19 protein-coding genes are annotated in these 17,280 nt (G+C 52.5%); 5 read left to right on the top strand and 14 right to left on the bottom strand.

Annotation, left to right across the window (positions count from 1 at the left end; all coding sequences use genetic code 11):
* Nucleotides 1-52: 52 nt before the first annotated feature.
* Nucleotides 53-742 carry a GAP family protein gene (locus SIB66_RS07845; RefSeq protein ID WP_063406539.1) on the top strand — a complete coding sequence of 230 codons (690 nt, stop codon included), beginning with the start codon at nt 53-55 and terminating at the stop codon, nt 740-742.
* Here the strand turns inward: SIB66_RS07845 and SIB66_RS07840 are convergent.
* From SIB66_RS07840 to folD, 4 genes are read right to left on the bottom strand one after another with little or no spacing between them, the layout of a single operon-like run.
* Nucleotides 717-2,192 (bottom strand): ATP-dependent DNA helicase, encoded by a 1,476-nt coding sequence (locus SIB66_RS07840; protein WP_063406538.1) that lies wholly within the window; start codon nt 2,190-2,192, stop codon nt 717-719. The genes SIB66_RS07845 and SIB66_RS07840 overlap by 26 nt on opposite strands.
* Nucleotides 2,189-2,701 (bottom strand): divergent PAP2 family protein, encoded by a 513-nt coding sequence (locus SIB66_RS07835; protein WP_011825591.1) that lies wholly within the window; start codon nt 2,699-2,701, stop codon nt 2,189-2,191. Before SIB66_RS07835 ends, SIB66_RS07840 begins: the two co-directional genes overlap by 4 nt.
* Complete coding sequence (gene crtE / locus SIB66_RS07830; protein WP_413410358.1) at nt 2,698-3,600, bottom strand: polyprenyl synthetase family protein; 903 nt, start codon at nt 3,598-3,600, stop codon at nt 2,698-2,700. The genes SIB66_RS07835 and crtE overlap by 4 nt, the downstream gene beginning before the upstream one ends.
* A 42-nt stretch (nt 3,601-3,642) precedes the next feature.
* Nucleotides 3,643-4,551, bottom strand: a complete 909-nt coding sequence (folD, locus tag SIB66_RS07825) for a bifunctional methylenetetrahydrofolate dehydrogenase/methenyltetrahydrofolate cyclohydrolase FolD (RefSeq protein ID WP_063406536.1) — start codon at nt 4,549-4,551, stop codon at nt 3,643-3,645.
* 70 nt (nt 4,552-4,621) lie between these two features.
* Here folD and SIB66_RS07820 point away from each other — a divergent pair, with 70 nt between their 5' ends.
* The gene (locus SIB66_RS07820; protein ID WP_063406602.1) at nt 4,622-6,715 is read left to right on the top strand and encodes an HDIG domain-containing metalloprotein; all 2,094 of its coding nucleotides are present in this window, start codon (nt 4,622-4,624) and stop codon (nt 6,713-6,715) included.
* A gap of 90 nt (nt 6,716-6,805) precedes the next feature.
* Here SIB66_RS07820 and SIB66_RS07815 read toward each other — a convergent pair whose 3' ends face one another.
* The 5 genes from SIB66_RS07815 to SIB66_RS07795 form a co-directional block, all read right to left on the bottom strand.
* Entirely contained in the window at nt 6,806-7,429 is a 624-nt protein-coding gene (locus SIB66_RS07815; protein WP_063406535.1) for an RluA family pseudouridine synthase, read from the bottom strand.
* Nucleotides 7,430-7,497: 68 nt separating this feature from the next.
* A complete protein-coding gene (locus SIB66_RS07810) occupies nt 7,498-7,905 on the bottom strand; it encodes a hypothetical protein (RefSeq protein ID WP_063406534.1) in 408 nt (135 codons plus the stop codon).
* 68 nt (nt 7,906-7,973) lie between these two features.
* Nucleotides 7,974-8,150, bottom strand: coding sequence for a hypothetical protein (locus tag SIB66_RS07805; RefSeq protein WP_236070276.1), 177 nt, complete (start codon nt 8,148-8,150; stop codon nt 7,974-7,976).
* Nucleotides 8,151-8,207: 57 nt separating this feature from the next.
* Entirely contained in the window at nt 8,208-8,357 is a 150-nt protein-coding gene (locus SIB66_RS07800) for a hypothetical protein (RefSeq protein WP_236073606.1), read from the bottom strand.
* A 46-nt stretch (nt 8,358-8,403) separates the two neighbouring features.
* Nucleotides 8,404-8,784 carry a hypothetical protein gene (locus SIB66_RS07795; RefSeq protein WP_236070274.1) on the bottom strand — a complete coding sequence of 127 codons (381 nt, stop codon included), beginning with the start codon at nt 8,782-8,784 and terminating at the stop codon, nt 8,404-8,406.
* 965 nt (nt 8,785-9,749) lie between these two features.
* Between SIB66_RS07795 and SIB66_RS07790 the strand changes: the two genes are divergently transcribed.
* Nucleotides 9,750-10,046 (top strand): hypothetical protein, encoded by a 297-nt coding sequence (locus tag SIB66_RS07790; protein WP_236070273.1) that lies wholly within the window; start codon nt 9,750-9,752, stop codon nt 10,044-10,046.
* Nucleotides 10,047-10,370: 324 nt separating this feature from the next.
* Here the strand turns inward: SIB66_RS07790 and SIB66_RS07785 are convergent, their stop codons facing one another.
* Together SIB66_RS07785 and SIB66_RS07780 are read right to left on the bottom strand one after the other, a co-directional pair.
* The gene (locus SIB66_RS07785; RefSeq protein ID WP_328585311.1) at nt 10,371-10,505 is read right to left on the bottom strand and encodes a hypothetical protein; all 135 of its coding nucleotides are present in this window, start codon (nt 10,503-10,505) and stop codon (nt 10,371-10,373) included.
* Between the two features lie 533 nt (nt 10,506-11,038).
* Nucleotides 11,039-11,284, bottom strand: coding sequence for a Nif11-like leader peptide family natural product precursor (locus SIB66_RS07780; RefSeq protein ID WP_063406532.1), 246 nt, complete (start codon nt 11,282-11,284; stop codon nt 11,039-11,041).
* A 142-nt stretch (nt 11,285-11,426) separates the two neighbouring features.
* Between SIB66_RS07780 and SIB66_RS07775 the strand changes: the two genes are divergently transcribed.
* Nucleotides 11,427-11,789, top strand: coding sequence for a hypothetical protein (locus SIB66_RS07775; RefSeq protein WP_063406531.1), 363 nt, complete (start codon nt 11,427-11,429; stop codon nt 11,787-11,789).
* A 61-nt stretch (nt 11,790-11,850) separates the two neighbouring features.
* Here SIB66_RS07775 and SIB66_RS07770 read toward each other — a convergent pair whose 3' ends face one another.
* Entirely contained in the window at nt 11,851-12,690 is an 840-nt protein-coding gene (locus tag SIB66_RS07770) for a carbohydrate ABC transporter permease (protein WP_196757490.1), read from the bottom strand.
* Between the two features lie 27 nt (nt 12,691-12,717).
* A complete protein-coding gene (locus SIB66_RS07765) occupies nt 12,718-14,340 on the bottom strand; it encodes a 2-isopropylmalate synthase (RefSeq protein ID WP_063406529.1) in 1,623 nt (540 codons plus the stop codon).
* Nucleotides 14,341-14,487: 147 nt separating this feature from the next.
* On the opposite strand from SIB66_RS07765, the gene SIB66_RS07760 reads away from it, so the two are divergent.
* A complete protein-coding gene (locus tag SIB66_RS07760; protein WP_063421359.1) occupies nt 14,488-16,056 on the top strand; it encodes a glycoside hydrolase family 57 protein in 1,569 nt (522 codons plus the stop codon).
* Here SIB66_RS07760 and crtL read toward each other — a convergent pair.
* Entirely contained in the window at nt 16,053-17,279 is a 1,227-nt protein-coding gene (gene crtL, locus SIB66_RS07755) for a lycopene beta cyclase (protein WP_413410293.1), read from the bottom strand. The genes SIB66_RS07760 and crtL overlap by 4 nt on opposite strands.
* Between the last annotated feature and the right edge of the window lies 1 nt (nt 17,280).

Below are 17,280 nucleotides of genomic sequence, written 5' to 3'. Positions count from 1 at the left end.
AGATTGACCATTGATCATGAGCGAATATTGACAAGCTCACCTGATCGCCTCAATGGCTGACACCACCCTATGGGCCGAACTATTGGCCTTTGGCACCGGCTTAGCTCTCTCGCCGATCCATTTAGGTGTCCTACTTCTCCTACTGCTAGGTCCTAAACCGATTCAGCGGGGAAGTTGGTTCGTTACTGGCTGGATCGTCACCACTCTGGTCACCGTCATCCTGCTGCTGACTGTGGGCCACAGCTTGGTGTTGGACATGACCCAAGGGTCTCATCATCGAACAGCTCTCGACCTTCTTGGCGGAGGAGCTTTGATCTCGTTGGGATTAAAGGAGCTCTTGCGTTCGTTTGCTGCAGGAGAAGAACAACCAGCCTGGACCCATACGATCGAACGATTTATCAATTTGCCGCTGCCGCTTTTGATCGCCGTTGGTGCGCTAACAGAACTCATCAGCCCAGATGACCTCTTCCTATTTGCCAAGACTTCAGCCGTGGTCCTAGCCGCAAGCCTCCCCAGCTGGCAAGAAATCGTTGGCTTGGTGTTTTTCACATTTGGCTCGAGCCTGCTGCTACTGATCCCCCTAGTCGCCGTGATCATTGGCAGAGAACGCGTGATTCCCTTGCTGCAAGCTGGCAAACAACTTTTATTTTCCAAAGGTGACTTAATCGTTGGTGGGGTGAGTTTTGCTCTAGGTGCCTACCTTGGTTGGCAAGGAATCAGCGGTCTGACGATTGTGATCTGAGTTGATCCAACCAGCGACCTTGTGAGGCGGCGGCTCCTGTTTTCCCCACAAGCCACACACCTGTACGGGCACGACTAACTGCCACATAAACCAGTTGCCGTCTCAAGCTGAGATCTTGAGGCCAGAAAACATCACCAGCAACAAACACCTCCCCGAAGCTGCTCCCCTGGCTGCGATGGACGGTAAGAACCGCCGCAGGCCCCAATGATGCGAAGGCATCTCGAAGCAGAAAAAAACGCCGCCACAAAGAGCGACCATCCCTTTTGGCCGCCGCTTTTGCCTCAACCCTGAGCCTTTGCAACGTGGTATCGAGCAAACGTCTGCCCTCAGAACCAACTGGCGGCTGCAAACGCAACTCCAAATCAAGCTCGCCTGCTCGAACTTTGGCCGTCAGGGTATCAACCACCGGCACAGACCAATCGCTTTGTCCTTCTAAACCAAACTCTGCAAGGTCACAGCGTTCCGGAGTGACGTCACGGACAACCACCTCTCGGTTTGATCCGAGCACCATGTCGGGTTCCTCGCCAGTCTCGGCACCACTACGAGAAGCCGGGGCCATGACTGCTTTGCGTGCAATCAAGACCTCTCCAGGGAGTACCGGCAACTGATCGGCCATATCACCATGAATCGCCCGCCTTGCATGGGGAACCAATTGCTCCAAGCTGCGATTCGTGTAGCAAAGAATCCTTGCTGCATCAGGGTTATCCTGAGTCGCCGCGGATTGCAAGGCAGCCTGAGCTCGCTTCAGCCAGTTGTTTTGATCCATGCATCCAACCCGGCCCAGCTCATCCTCAATCAAGGGAAAGCATGGCGGGGACTGACAGAGCAAGCTCCCATCGCGAAGACGACTCGCCAATCGCAACACAGGGCCCTGATGACGCACCACCTGCTGCAATGTTGCTGTACAGGCTCTATGCATCGAAAACACAGGACTTTGGGCCTCACCGATAGGAGGCAGTTGAGCAGGATCGCCTACAAAAACGAGACGTGTCCGAAAGGGGTGGGCACACTGCAGAGCAAGACCCAGCAGGGTGCTGTCGATCATCGAAGATTCATCGATCAGAACCAGGCCCAATTGCTCTAGAGACTGGGCCGTTTGCTCTGTTGACTCACACAGCTCAAGATCACCCTGCCGCTTCAATTTCAGGCGAAGCAGCCTATGAATCGTGGAGGGATACCAGGTGGGTCTGAGGCCTTCAAGATCTAGAGCCTGACGAAGCACACCAACAGCCTTGTGGGTTGGCGCAACAACTGTCCAACACAGTCCAGTGTCCTCAACCTGACGCAACAATCGCATCGAAAGGAACGTCTTGCCACTGCCCGCGAAACCACTCAGAACAAAGGGATTGCCATGATTCGCGTCATACAACCAAGAACTGAACGCTTCGGCCGCCTGCTGCTGATCTGCGGTGAGCTCAACAGTCGCAGGATCGAAAGAAGACTGCGTCACCCCAATGTCATACCCAATAACTGGCTGAGATGGAGTGGAGAACCGACAAAAACCAACCCAGGCAAAGCCACTGCGGGGCCGATCAAACTGCCCACTAACACTTCAAAACGAGTGTGACCAAGGCTTTCTTTAAGCTGTTTTTCTGGTGGAGTGGGCCAGGTCTCCACAGGCAAAAGATTCACCCGTGCTGCGGTGAATCCAGCAGCACGTCTAATCCCACTGGCGTCATACATCACCACAAAAGCCACAGTGGCTGCCAGCGCAAATCCTGAGTGATCAAAACCCATCTCCCATCCCACACCTGCTGCTGTACCAGTTACAAGGGCCGAATGGCTCGAAGGCATACCACCTGTTTCCAGAAGCACTGCAGGTCGCCAGCGACGATAAAGAATTAACTCCACAATCAGCTTGGAAAGCTGAGCCAAGCCACAAGCGGCAAGCCCCCAAGCCAATACAGCATTATCTAAAAGCCCAAGCCACGCAGATGGGGAAGAGTCGCTGACAATCATCGATCGCGGCTGGTGATGTAATCGGCTAGTGCCAGCAAAGGCGCAGCAGAAGCTTGCCAAGGCTCTAGTGCTGCCTTGGCTTCGCTCACAAGGAGTTCTGCTCGCCGGCGGGATTCGTCTAAACCCAACAATTTGGGATAGGTGGTCTTATCGGCAAGCAGATCCTTGCCAGCAGTTTTGCCAAGAACATCGCTGCTCGCCGTTACATCAAGAATGTCATCAATGATCTGAAACGCCAAACCAATCCCTCTGGCATAGATGCGTAGCGCATCAATCAAATCGTCTTCTGCTCCACCAATCAACGCTCCGCAGATCACACAAGCACTCAGCAAGGCCCCGGTCTTATGGAGATGAATGAACTCCAAAGTCTCCAGATCCACCTCTTTGCCCTCACACTCCAGATCTACAACCTGCCCCCCCACTAAGCCAGGAGCACCAGCAACCAGCGAAAGCTCACCAACAACCTTCAACAGCCGCTCAGGCGCTACACCCTGGCTGCGCAAGGCAACCATCTCGAAGGAACGTGTAAGCAACGCATCACCCGCGAGGATGGCAACAGCGTCTCCATACACCTTGTGATTGGTGGGACGACCGCGGCGTAGATCGTCGTTATCCATGGCGGGGAGATCGTCATGAATCAGCGACATCGTGTGAATCATTTCCAAAGCCACTGCTGTCGGCAGAGCCTGTGCCGGTTCACCTCCAGCAAGTTCGCAAGCTGCCAGGCAAAGGATGGGGCGTAAACGCTTACCACCCGCCAAAAGGGAGTAGCGCATGGCCTCCCTGAGTTGCTCAGGGCGCTCAGGGCCAAGCGAATCATCCAAAGCCTCTTCAACGCTGGCTTTGGCCGCAGCCAAATAAGCAGGGAAGTCGAAGAAGGTGCTGACCGCCGCCGCCATGAACCTTGTCTCGTTCATGAGATTCTCTCAGGCCAACCAGTCTCAAACCAGCAAATCTCTCAGGCCGAAGGGCAAACCGCAATGCTGCTGCCATCTAGCCACGGTATTCACCAAGAGCATGGTCACGGTCATCGGACCTACACCACCAGGGACAGGGGTCAATGCACTTGCTAAAGGTTCAACTTCTTCCGTTCGTACATCTCCACACAACCTGGCCTTGGCTTGCGTCCCTAGTTCAGGATCTACGGGAAGGCGATGAATGCCAACATCTACAACCACTGCTCCTGGCTTGACATGCTCTGAGCCAATCATTTGTGGCCGCCCGGCCGCTACCACCAACACATCGGCCTGCTGAGTTAACGAGGCCAGATCACCGGTATGAGAATGAGCCACGCTCACGGTGGCATTTGCAGCCTGAAGCATCAATGCCATTGGTTGGCCTACCAGGATGCTGCGCCCAATCACAACAGCCCTTTTCCGCTCCAAAGAAATCTGATGGCGTGCCAACAAGGCCATCACACCGGCAGGGGTACAACTGCGCGGCCCAGGTTCACCTTTCAACAATCGGCCAAGGTTGAGGGTATGCAGACCATCGGCATCCTTCTCGGGATCAATCGCAGCAAGCAAAGGCCCTTCATCAAGGCCCTTTGGCAAAGGCAATTGCAAAAGAATTCCGTCCACTCGCTCATCGATGTTTAAGGCCTGGATCGTGGCCAAAACCTTTGCAGCTGAAACCGTTTCCGGCAAATGGGTTAGATGGCTGGCCACGCCAATACGCCCACAAGCTTTCTGCTTGTTGGCCACATACACCCCACTGGCGGGGTCGTCCCCGATACGCAACACAGCTAACCCTGGCGGCCTTCCGGCTTGCACCAAGCCAGCCGCAATTTCAGCTTGGAGACGCTGCTCCAATTCTGCGGCCAGTTGTTTGCCATCAAGCCTAAGGGCCATTCACCGATCCGATGCTTCCCCAAGCATGCACGCAGAAGAGAGCTAGCGTTTAGGACAAGTGCCAGCTTCTGTGGTCCGTCTTCCAACCTTAAACAGGCTCTGGCAGAGCTGGTTACGCAGCGAGTCGCCGCGGCGTCCGTTGCTCCGCTGGTCGATGCCCCACAAGGCTGCTCTCCTGATGAGTTGCTTTGCTGTAGCAATCATCTCTAGCTGGCCCTGGTTCTTTCAACCGAATTTGAGCCCAGGACTTCCAGCTCCATTTGAGGCGCGAGCTCCCAGGGATGCTCGCGTCGTTGACAGTGAAGCTCACGAACAAAGGCGATCTCAGCTCGTACAGAACACCTTTGTGCAAGTGATCGATCAACAAGAAACAACCCGACTCAAAAAACGGCTAGAGCGCAATCTCGCTGAGCTGGAACGTGTTGCACGCAACATTGATGCAGGACGAATAGGGCCTGTCAATCTCAACGTCGAAGAACAAATCTGGCTCCAAGCGCGCTCCCAACAAGAACGAAAACGCTGGGATATGGCCATCCGCCGTGCCTCAGAACGCATGCTCAGTCAAGGACTGAACAATCTCGCCCTTGAGCAGCTACAAGAGGCGGCCGCAATTCAATTAGCCGACCTAGGGGAGCGGAACGGTCCTGCGAGAAGCCTTAGCAGCAAGCTGCTCGCCAGCACCTATCAAGGCAGTAGCAATCTGCGCACAGATCCAGCCCTCAGCCAACGCCTCATTGAAGAGCTGATCACCAAACAAGACATTCCAATAATTGAAGTCCGCCGCGGCGATCTGATCACGAGCAAAGGAGAACCCATCAGCCCAAGGGCCTATGCCGTTTTAAATCACTTCGGTCTTGTCAGTCGAGGCCCAGAATGGGGTCCTTTGCTCAGCCGATTCAGTACAGCCCTTGCCGGCTGTGGCGTGATGCTGCTGATCATGCGACGGGAACGTCCCTGCCTAGAAGCACGTCATGGCCTACTGGCAGTGGGATTGCTATTGGTCACTCAGGCCAGCAAGCTCTGGTTCGTTCCTACTGTGAGCCCCCTAGCCGTAATCGTTCCGCCGACACTCCTGCTCGCCCAAGGTCTTGGCACAACCTGTGGCTTGGCTTGGATGGCGGTAGAGAGCCTGCTGTGGCCTATGCCAGTCAACGGCCTTGGCGAAGGCCGAATGATCATTGCCTGTGCAATCGCTGCAGTGGCAGCTATATATAGCCGCCGCCTACGGAGCAGAGCACAGCTGCTGCAAATGGCATTTTTGTTGCCCTTAGGAGCCCTTCTGGCTGAGTGGCTGCTCCTGAGTGCCGGCGGCAGCGGGGCCTTGGGTCAATTTGCACCCAATGGCAACGAACTTCTCTCAGAAGCACTGCTAATGGGGATCTTGCTGATGCTAGCGATCCTACTGATCCCAATTTTGGAGACCTCTTTTGGCCTGCTCACCAGAGCCCGCTTGATGGAACTAGCCGATCAAGAGCGTCCCCTTCTGCGCCGCCTCTCCTCAGAAGCTCCAGGAACTTTCGAACACACATTAATGATCTGCGGACTTGCAGAGGAAGGGGCCAGAGCAATCGGTGCCGATGTAGACCTGATCCGAACCGGTGCCTTGTACCACGATGTTGGCAAGCTCCACGCTCCTCAGTGGTTTATCGAGAATCAGGTCGAAGGAGAAAAAAACCCTCACGATCAACTGAACAATCCCTTCGCCAGCGCAGAGGTCCTTCAAGCCCATGTGGATGAGGGATTAAAACTTGCCCGTCGCTACCGCCTACCGCGCCGAGTAGCGGACTTCATCCCTGAGCATCAAGGCACCTTGAAGATGGGGTATTTCCTTCATCGTGCAAGAGAACTGGACCCCTCCGTTGCCGAAAAAACCTTCCGCTACCGCGGACCGATACCTCGTTCCCGCGAAACCGGAATCTTAATGCTGGCCGACGGCTGTGAAGCATGCCTTCGATCCCTACCACCGAACACCTCTGATCGCGAGGCACACTCCACAGTGAAGAGGATTATTGAGGAGCGGCAACGGGATGGCCAACTGAATAAAAGCAGCCTCAGCCGAGCCGAAGTAGAACTCGTTGTACGAGCTTTCGTACGCGTCTGGCGACGCATGCGCCATCGCCGTATCCCTTACCCGATACCTGCGCAAAAGGCTTTCCCCGATTAAAGGCACTGTCTAACTTGCTGGACATTCATCTATTTCAGCAACAACCAAGAAAGACCTATCTACATTTTTGAAGCTGTACTTTTCTCTTACTTAATTTTCCTGAGCAGGAAGGAATGGAGCCCTACTTCGTAGGCGAAGCCTCAGACCTGTAAAAGGATGTCGAAAGCTCAAGGCTGTCGCATGTAGATACATCCTTTCAAAGGAAACGTCTTTGCCATAAATCGGATCACCCAAAATCGGATGTCCAACGCTTGCTAAGTGTGCGCGCAATTGATGGGATCGACCTGTCAAGGGCCAAAGCCATAACGTTGAGCCGTTTGCGTGGCAGCTTCTAACCCTCCATTGGGATCGGCTTTCTTTCCCTTGCGGGTTCTTGCCATATAGAGGCGGATTCTTCTGTAGCCGAGCTATCGGGAAGCTGATCGTTCCAGCATTGCGATTCATCCGGCCAACCACCACTGCCAAATAAAGCTTGCGCACTCGACGCGCTGAAAAAAGCATGCTGCAACGCCGCAAGCTCTCCGCCCCTCGCGCCAACAACAACAACCCTGAGGTGTCTCGATCAAGGCGATGCACCAATCGCAGCTCAGGGTCAATAAACTGCATGCGACCAATCAGAGAATCCTGCTGATCAACACCAAGACCAGGCTGACTCAATAAGCCTGGTGGCTTCTCCACAGCTATTAGCCAGGAATCCTGAAATAAAATCCTCATTCATTAAACCCACGCGAGCTCAATGAACAGGCAATGAAAACTGATCAGAAAATCATCAACGACTGAGATCAAAGTCGACCTCCTTGACGATGAATCGGACGACACCAATAAAGCAGCGCCAGCAGATTCAAAACGAACATCAGTAGAGACAAGCCACCAAGAGCCTGAGAGTCAGGCACCATCAATGCCTTATCCAAAACCAGGCGGACAATTCCGTAAGGCAACGACCCTGCTAAGGCCATCGATAAAGCAACAATGGCAACGATGACACCCCATCGCCGCTCAGCCAAAAGGCCGGCAGATGCCACGATGCCAACGATGGCAGCCGGCCAGGCGAGGCTAAAGGCGAGGCTGATATTGGTTGTTTGCAGAGCCTGATTAGTAAATGCAACCACTCCAATAATGGGGAGGGCCGCCACGTTGGCTAGCAAGCCGATCCAGGCCATCAACCAATAACCACGAACCACAGCACTCATCACAAATACCCTGACTAGTGCCAACGTAAGCAGGCCTACTAGACGCTTCTAAAAGAAATCAGGTTGATTCAGGAATTGGACTGAGCTCGCGGATCGACAAGAACGCCACCTTGAGAAGACTTTTCGGCGGCGGCGCCATTGTTTGCGGCCTCATCGCTAGAGACTTCTCCTGCACTCTCAAGCTCAGTCTCAAGAGTGGAAAACAGCCGAGCTATTGCTTCTTTACAGCCTAGAGGAGAGGCCATGACCCACTAAATCGAGCCCAAGCAAAGGCTTTCAATCTCCTGAATCAGCGGGCTTAGTTAGCGAAGAGCTTTCGTTACTTGGGCAGAACGTTGCAGGCCAAGATCATCGCCATCAAACTCCAACCCCACATAATGGCGCCAATCTTCGCCCAGGTACGTGAGCAGACTTTCGATATCAATCGTTGGCCCTGTTATAGACGTGGTCAAATCATCTGCATGACCATCTAAAGCGCAGTGGACCACTCTCAATGAGCTAAGGCTCTAAGCGATCGGCACAGTACTGCAAAAAAAGACTTTTCACTTCCTCAAAAGGAAGGACCTGCACAAGGCGTGCCTCAACCTCCTCACGTTGTTGACTCTGGTGATAGAGGCGAAGCTCCCTCACCACCTCCGGAGAGCTCAGTTGCACAGTTAAAAGTGCTTTGCCTAGCTGATGATCTGCCAACAAGGGACCGTCTTGGCAAGCTTGCATCACATGGGCCGACTCATGGGCAAGCACTGTCCATACCTCTGTCGGATCATCCTCAAGGTTGTTGGCACAAAGCAGCACTGCATTCCTGCCAACATGAAAAGCACCCATCAATCCTGATGAACAGTCACCCGCTACCAAAGTATTCGTACCAGCCTGCTGCAAAAGGTTTTGATAACGACCAATCTGCTCCCAACTACTGGCATTGCAAACATCAAGTCAAGCCAAACCAGACACGGAAACCAGCAAACATCCCAACCATCGCAATAACACCACAGCCAATCGGGCAATCCTCTGTTCTTATTGGATACAAATCGGCCGCGTTGGTTGCTTCAATGCACCGAACTTCTCCGGTTTTCATTCAAGCTCCTCAGAGCAAAAGCACCCCAGAGATCCTCAACGCAATGAGCGATTCAGCATGAGGTTGACCAAATCCGTTGAGCAGGGCCCTCATCAGCCAGAGGAAGGGGCGGGAGGGTCCACACATTCAACCAAGACGAGTCACGAGTTAGTCGTTCAAGGCCTGATCGGAAATCCTTGCCAATCAGGCTCACAAGAATCCCAACGATTAAATCATTTCTTAGGCCGATCCCTACAGGAGTCTCTTCAAGAAAAACCCTGCAAATCCCTAAATACGATCCGCCTAAAACTTCTGCGGGAATCAAAGAAAAAAGCTTTGCCGATACAAGTCAGATGAGATTCAAATCTCCGCAGACTAAATCTTGAAGCCAAAAGAGCCCGTCACCAATTTAAACCCTTCTTTTCATCCTATCCTTGCAGTACATGTCGACAAGCCCCCTTGAGAAAAAGCTACAAAGAATCACCAAAAGACCAAGGCAAGTATTCTTGACTATTTAAAAATAAAGCCAACTTATGCTCGAATCAGACTTCAAACCCTGCTTTCAAAAGCATCAGTGCAGAAAATTTTACCACTGGACCATTGCCAAGCTTTTCATGCATTCTTCTTGCCTAAGATAGAAAATCTATTAAAATTAAAATACGGCCTCTTAGCACTCCCTACACTTTTACAAGTCAATGCACTGCCAACCCGAGCGCCCAATAGCCCCTATAGTTTTCCAACCAGAAAGGCTGGCCATTTGTTAAAAAGACATTTCAGCACGGTCGCCAAGGTGGCACAAAAGAACCAACCACAAAGCCATCACTCGCAGCTGCGCAATCAGCTCAGCCTGATTATTAGGGCTTTCACCGCACTCACAGGAGCTCTTTTGATTCTGCTACCCATGCAACCAAGCTGGGCTGCCTTGGACTATGCCAAGCAGGATGACATCCTTAGCAACACCAACATGCCAGAGGAAACCTTCGATTCGGCAATGTTTGACGACCTTCCTTTCGCACAACGCCGCCAAGCTCTCAGGGAGGAATCTGGGATCAGGCGTCGTGACGCCTCTACACCTCTAATCCCTTAAGGAGGAGCATTTCACTCATCCAAATGTTGTAAAGCTGGCTCATCAAATAGCGTCTAGTCAACCCAGCCAATGAATAGCAGATGGACTGACAACCGGACTCAAGATCAGGCAATCAACAATTAACCAGGTCCACGACATCCTTAGCAGCAATAGAAGTAACGCCTCTTGTATTTGAACGTGTGTTTGTACATCATCGCCAAGGCCCTAACTGTATATTTAGCCACTCGAGTATCAAGTTGGCACAATGGGTCAGCCTCAATTTCTCGGATAGCCCACAGTTCGGCAAGACCCACTACGCGTCATCACTTCAACACCAATAGCCCTTTAACTGATTGAGCAGTTAAGCCCCTGTCCATCACGCCAATTCTTTGCAGCGGCAAGAGCTGCTTCATCTGAGTCATATTGAGAATCCAGCACAGGGAGGGGAGTTCCATCAAGAGCAACCAACCTGTAAAGCATCGTTGGGGCGCCATATTTCTTCCTTTGCTCAACACACCCATAATCTCACGATTGTGGAAAAACTTGCAAAACCAGAAAACGAACTCTCTAGCAGTGTTCTTCCCTGCCAAAAACCCATCTCTCTACTGAGCCTGCCATAACTTGATCAACAAGACTGCCGCACAAACTCTTTTTCAATGAAAAATACACTTCTATACATCCAGAAGGCCAGTGAAGATCAAGCAACTACAAGCTGTTCATATTTTAACCTCCAGCCTTTGAGCGATTGTTTCTTACAGCAACAATCGCAGGTCGGGTTTTAGGATTTACCACGAGAAATTTACGGGGTAAATCCTGTTATTTCCATAACATAACTACTGTATTTATCACTAAAAGCATGTATGCAATCATCAATGATTCAAAGTCATACTGAATTAATAGCCAGTCAATCGAAAAGTCCAAAGTCGAATTTATGGCGCCACATTCACTTTAGGCAGCCAGCACACAAACTCCTATGGAGTCGTCTTGTTTAGACGCCCTCCTCATCAATCTTGTCAGCCTTGGATGAAGTGACGCAAACGACGAGACTCTTCAGCCATGCGGCGTTGCAATTCCTCAGCAGAAAGAGAACCCTCATCGCGTTGTTGAGCAGCAAAAAGATCAGCTTCCGTCACATCAAGCCCACGGTCCTGCGCTAACTCCAGGAACTGCTCAACCTCGATAGCGTCCTCAAGTTGCTTATCGAGCAATGGATCCTCCTTCCTTAAAGCCAACAGACGGTCTAGGTCCTTAATCGACACGACCCCAATGCGAGAGTGATCGGTCTACATCAGCCAGCCGCAAATTGGCAGATGATGCGTTCAAGCATTCCTGAATTTGTAGCTGCATAGATGCAAAGTCAACACAGAACCGCTACACCCATAAAGTCTCCTTAACGACGGCATGAAGAACTGGAAAGGCTGGCGGCTGATTGGTGCCGGAGGGATGAGCATGCTGACAGTGCTTTTTATCGTGATTTGGCAAGCGGTTGCCAAGCAGACCAACACTCTTAACCAGGTTATGGAACGGCTGAGTGAGCTTGAACAAAAACCACAAACAAGCAGCAGCCGTTTGCTGGGCGAGCAACTACACAGCCTTCAGATCCGACTCAATAATCAAGGGGAAAGGCTTAACGCACTCATCGAACAACAACGACAGATCAACAAGCCGCAACAAGAGTACATCCATAGTCAATCTGACCCATGGAGAATGCAACCTGAACCTCCAGCCACACCATCAGCTCCATGGCTGTCACCACAACCTTGAGCTGCATAGAACCCTGAAAGTCTTGACAAGAGCCTGGGATTGATTCTTGGCGATCAAAAACCTATCCCTTCACCGCATCCCCACTTGCACTAGGGAGAATAAAACGCTGCAAAAGAATGAAGAGTGCCAGCACCGGCAAAATCGACACCACCGACCCAGCCGCCACAATTCTCCAGTCAAGAGAGAAGCTGCTGGCGAGCTGCTGTAGGCCGAGTGGAAGGGTGTAAAGGCTGGGGTCATCCAAGATCACCAAAGGCCAGAGGAAATCGCTCCAAGTGCCGATAAACACAAACATGGCCAGGGTGATTAGATCAGCACGAGCAGCCGGAATCATCACGTTCCACCATTCACCCAATCGACTACAACCATCGATTCGCGCAGCCTCTTCAAGTTCCACGGGCACCGTCAAAAAACTCTGTCGCAGGAGATAGAGCCCAAAGGCTGTTGCGGCCTGTGGAATCACCAAGGCCATCAGAGAGTTACGCAATCCCAACTGCACCATCAAAAGATACAAAGGGATCATCACCACCTGAAAAGGAATGAGGATGGTTGCCACCACAAGGGCCAAGACCAGACCTCTTCCGGCAAAGCGCATCCGAGCGAGTGGATAGGCCGCCAGGGAGCAGAAAAGCAGATTGGCTACCACCGCCAAACAGCTCACTACTGTGCTGTTGAGTAAATAAATCCCTAGCGGATTGTCGGCGAATAGTCGCCAATACGCCATCAGGCTCGGTTCGGCAGGTAGTAAGGCTGGAGGACTAGTAAAAATCTCTTCAGCGGGCCCTTTCAAGGACGTGCTTACCAGCCAAAGCAATGGAAGGAGAATGACAAGCGCCAACACGATAAGGACCCCTAACTGAAGACCTTTCAGCAGTGGCGAAGCCAAGCTCTTACGCCTCATCTCCACATAGGGAAAACGCCCCATTATTCAGATGCCTGGCAGTAGATCAGCTAGCACAGAATCATGTTGAGGATGAAGAGACTGGCGACCGCAACCTTCCACCAGCCGATTAAGCGCATTCACAAATGCTTGAGCTGCAGCAACAACCACATCAGTGTCAGCGGAATGACCTGAGAAAAGCTGCCCATCCCGACGTAGCCGAATCGTGACTTCACCCATCGCATCAATCCCTTCCGTTACCGACTTCACCGAGAACTCGATCAGCTCATTAGGTTCGCCAGCTAGAGCATTCAATGCACGGCAGACAGCATCTACTGGACCTGTGCCCACTGCAGCGGCAGTCTGCTCCTGTCCATCCTCTTGCGCAAGAATGACAGTAGCCGTAGGCCTAAGACTGCTACCGCAACTGACTTGCACCAGTCGTAACTGAAAACGAGCTTCTGACTGCTGAACCTGTTCGCTGACAATGGCCTCAAGATCTCGATCGGTTATATCGCGCTTGCGATCGGCCAGATCCTTAAATCGTGCAAAGGCCTCGTCAAGATCCTCCCGAGTCAAGTCGTAACCGAGCTCCTCAAGGCGAGCTCGGACGGCACTGCGGCCACTTAGCTTGCCAAGCGAGATCCGATTGTCGCTCAGCCCAACCGTACGGGCATCAACAATTTCATAAGTCAGACGATTTTTAAGCACACCATCTTGATGAATACCTGACTCATGGGCGAAAGCATTGCTGCCTACAATCGCCTTATTGGGCTGCACCACCATGCCGGTGAGATTTGAGACCAATCGAGAGGTCTTGGTGATTTCCTCCGTGCGAACGGCTGTTAGAGGAGTAGGGCTATCAGGTTCACGCCCAAAGAAGGGATTGAAATAACGCCGCCTCACATACAAAGCCATCACCAACTCCTCAAGCGCAGCATTCCCTGCCCGCTCTCCAATGCCGTTGATTGTGCATTCAAACTGCCGGGCTCCACTCTTCACAGCTTCTAAAAAATTGGCTACAGCCAGTCCGAGGTCGTTGTGACCATGAACAGAAATAACCGCCTCATTAATGTTTGGAACATGGCAATCGATACCAGCAATCAACGCCCCGAACTCCGAGGGAGTTGTAAAACCAACTGTGTCGGGGATATTGATGGTGCCCGCCCCCGCAGCAATCGCAGCCTCGATCACCTCATAAAGAAACTCAGGATCGCTTCGAGCGGCGTCCTCACAAGAGAACTCAACATCATCAACAAGTGAGCGGGCGTAGGCAACCATCTCTGGAACAATCGCCAGAACCTCCGCCCGAGATTTACGCAGCTTGTGCTCCAAGTGAATATCACTCGTGGCAATGAATGTGTGAATTCGTCGTCGAGGTGCTGGGGCAACGGCATCAGCACAAGCCTTGATATCAGCACGCGAAGCCCTAGCCAAGCCACAAATGATTGGCCCTTCATCCCCACCAACCTGCTGGGCAATACGTTGCACGGCAGCAAAATCGCCCTGGCTGGCAAAAGGAAAGCCAGCTTCAATCACATCCACACCCAAACGAGCGAGTTGCTGGGCAATAGCCAGCTTTTCCTCAAGATTGAGACTTGCCCCAGGGGACTGCTCTCCATCCCTGAGGGTGGTGTCAAAAATCAAAACGCGGCCTGGATCCTTGGCCATGACAGCACCCTTCAGGGAGTTAGTCGAAATGACTATGAGTTAAACGAGTCTAAGGGGGGACTGCCTACTGCGAAGCGACAACTCAGCAAACCAATGTCGGCTTTATCAACAAAGTCGTTCTACATTCAACTCCACTGAAATCAGAACGTGGGCAAAGGTGCTCTGGCCCTGGTTCTCCATGCCCATCTCCCATATGTGCGATCGGCAGAGCCCGGTTCATTGGAAGAAGACTGGTTTTTTCAAGCCCTGATTGAGTGCTATTTACCTCTTCTCCAGGTTCTGGAAGAAGCTGCCGCAGCACCCAACCAACACCCCAGGCTCACGATCAGCCTTTCTCCGACCCTGCTTTCCCTACTCAGTGACGACGATCTAAAACACCGATTCCCCGCCTGGCTCGCTGTTCGTCTGGACCTCCTAGCCCAAACCTCCTCAGACCTACAACCTGCAGCGGACCACCTCGCTGAGATCATCCAACGACATCTGCATCAGTGGTTGGCATGCGAAGGCGATCTCATTGGTCGCTTTGCCCAACTTCAAAGGTCAAAGGTTGTCGACCTGCTCACCTGCGGAGCCACCCATGGCTACATGCCATTACTGAGGGAACACCCTGAAGCAGTGCGTGGTCAGTTGCGCACTGCCGTACGCGAGCACCACCGCCTACTAGGAGAGCAGCCCCTGGGAATCTGGCTGCCGGAATGTGCCTACTACGAAGGGCTGGACCGTTGGATACTCGATGCTGGACTGCGCTACACCGTGCTCGACGGGCATGGCCTCCTGCATGCCACTCCTCGTCCGCGTTATGGCGTATATGCCCCAATCTGCAGCCGAAATGGCGTGGCCTTCTTCGGCAGAGACAGTGATGCCACGCTTCCTGTCTGGTCAGCAGAGCAAGGGTATCCAGGCGACCCTTTTTACCGTGAATTTCATAGGGATCTTGGTTGGGACCTACCAATCGAACAACTCCATGGGATCGGGCTAAAGGAACCCAGACCCTTAGGGCTGAAACTGCATCGAGTGACAGACCAAACGTCACCCCTAGATGCCAAAGCAGTTTATGAGCCCGCCATAGCTTCCGCACTTACCAAAGAACACGCTCAGCTCTACCTAAAGGGTCGCCGTATCCAACTCGATCAATTAGCTAACACCATGGCCATCGAGCCATTGTTAGTGGCTCCCTTCGACGCAGAGCTCTTTGGCCACTGGTGGTTTGAGGGGCCAACTTTCCTTGCCGAAATCTTCCGCCAGGCCAGCAAGGAGCAGATGTATTTCACCAGGCTTCGAGACGTGCTCACATCAAACCCCCAACTCCAACTTTGTGAACCATGTCCCTCAAGCTGGGGGCAAGGTGGCTACCACGACTATTGGCTCAATGACAGCAATGCATGGGTGGTTCCTGAGTGGAGCCGAGCCGGAAAAGCAATGGTGGAGAGATGCAGCCTAGGAGTGGCTCGAGAATCGGACCTACGGCTGCTGCAACAGGCTGCTCGAGAACTTCTCCTGGCCCAGTCCTCCGACTGGAGTTTCATTCTGCGAGCAGGCACAACCACGGAGCTTGCGAAGGAACGTATCCATCGCCACCTCAACCGTTTCTGGCAATTAATACAGGCCATCAATGACAAGCAACATCTGCCCGAAGACTGGCTGATCACACTCGAATCGGAAGATGGCCTCTTCCCATTCATTCAAGCGACGGACTGGGCTCGCATTCGTGACTAGGTCAAAGAGGCCCCAAAAAGCATCCCTAACCGAATCTCCCAGGAGGAAAGCAAGAACAACCGCAGCATCACCATCAGAAGACGAGGTAGTGGCAGCGTGTTGGCCAGAAAACCTGCCCAATCCTCACGTGGCAACCGAAAGAAAGTGGCAAAGAAGCTGCGCAAGCGAGCTTCGTCAAAGCTCATCAGTCGCCGCAAACCAAACTGATAAAGGCGATGACGCTGCACAAGCTCCGGCGACCAAAGCACCTGCCAGCCTTCCCGAGCAAGAGCGGAAGAATCCAGAGGAGGCTCCACAGCCATAGCCATTGCCAAATGCTTTGCCAATGCCGGAGCTCGACGTAAAAGAGCTCCAACCATGTAGCCCGAAGCAGGATGGACCATGCTTGCTGCACCACCAAACGCGAGCAAAGGTTGACGACGATCAGGCAAAGGCAAGTTCATCGGGAACAGGCAATATTCCTCATGGATCACTTCTTTAATCTCCACCCCGCGGTGAGACAAGCGTGCATGCAGCCTTTCCCTTAATTCACTCCATGACAATGGAGGCGCGCAGGCAAGCGAAGTCTCCTCAACAAAAAAGATTCCCTCACCAAAATCCATGGCATAGAGAAAGCTGGGGGGTTTCTCTCGTTGTTCATCACTGAGATGGTCGGGACGAAAATCCATTAATACGAACTGACCAGACTCCACTGGTGATGAACTGAAGCGTCCCACGACGCCATAGGCCGCCTGCTCCGCTACGGGCCCATGATCAGGGCGACGGATAAATCGACTGCGATGACCACTGGCATCAATGACAACCCGTGCTCGATAAGCGTTGCCAGAGTGACAGAGAACTTCCGTATCTCTCCCCAACACCTTAATGCTCACAGCGGTTTCAACATTCCAACTCAATTCACCACAACGACTCAGCAATGAATCTTGTAATGCGGCTGGATCGAAAAGGCCGTAGTCGAAATGATGTTGAATGGGAGCAAGACCCTCCTCGTTATCACCATCACCGAAATAGCTAACTGTGTTGGTCCAACGCTGGCCCAGTAAAGAAGCCATCCCAAGAGACTCAAGCTCCTCAGCCCAGATTCCATAAGTATTGGGCCATGGCTGCTCAGGTGTATGCGAGGCGAGGGCAGTCACTGCCAAGCCTTGCTCGACTAACTCAGCAACGATACAGAGAGCCGCCGGACCAGCTCCCATCACTAAAACATCCGTACGACTGGTCAAT

The organism is Prochlorococcus sp. MIT 1318 (assembly GCF_047304505.1).
Classification (GTDB): Bacteria; Cyanobacteriota; Cyanobacteriia; order PCC-6307; family Cyanobiaceae; genus Prochlorococcus; species Prochlorococcus marinus_D.
This window is presented reverse-complemented; position numbering and strand designations above follow the sequence as displayed.

Coding starts and splice junctions, on each gene's coding strand:
- SIB66_RS07845 (WP_063406539.1), top strand. CDS start 53: ATGGCTGACACCACCCTATGGGCCGAACTATTGGCCTTTGGCACCGGC.
- SIB66_RS07835 (WP_011825591.1), bottom strand. CDS start 2,701: ATGATTGTCAGCGACTCTTCCCCATCTGCGTGGCTTGGGCTTTTAGAT.
- crtE (WP_413410358.1), bottom strand. CDS start 3,600: ATGGCGGCGGCGGTCAGCACCTTCTTCGACTTCCCTGCTTATTTGGCT.
- folD (WP_063406536.1), bottom strand. CDS start 4,551: ATGGCCCTTAGGCTTGATGGCAAACAACTGGCCGCAGAATTGGAGCAG.
- SIB66_RS07815 (WP_063406535.1), bottom strand. CDS start 7,429: ATGAGGATTTTATTTCAGGATTCCTGGCTAATAGCTGTGGAGAAGCCA.
- SIB66_RS07810 (WP_063406534.1), bottom strand. CDS start 7,905: ATGAGTGCTGTGGTTCGTGGTTATTGGTTGATGGCCTGGATCGGCTTG.
- SIB66_RS07805 (WP_236070276.1), bottom strand. CDS start 8,150: ATGGCCTCTCCTCTAGGCTGTAAAGAAGCAATAGCTCGGCTGTTTTCC.
- SIB66_RS07785 (WP_328585311.1), bottom strand. CDS start 10,505: ATGCTTTACAGGTTGGTTGCTCTTGATGGAACTCCCCTCCCTGTGCTG.
- SIB66_RS07775 (WP_063406531.1), top strand. CDS start 11,427: ATGAAGAACTGGAAAGGCTGGCGGCTGATTGGTGCCGGAGGGATGAGC.
- SIB66_RS07770 (WP_196757490.1), bottom strand. CDS start 12,690: ATGAGGCGTAAGAGCTTGGCTTCGCCACTGCTGAAAGGTCTTCAGTTA.
- SIB66_RS07765 (WP_063406529.1), bottom strand. CDS start 14,340: ATGGCCAAGGATCCAGGCCGCGTTTTGATTTTTGACACCACCCTCAGG.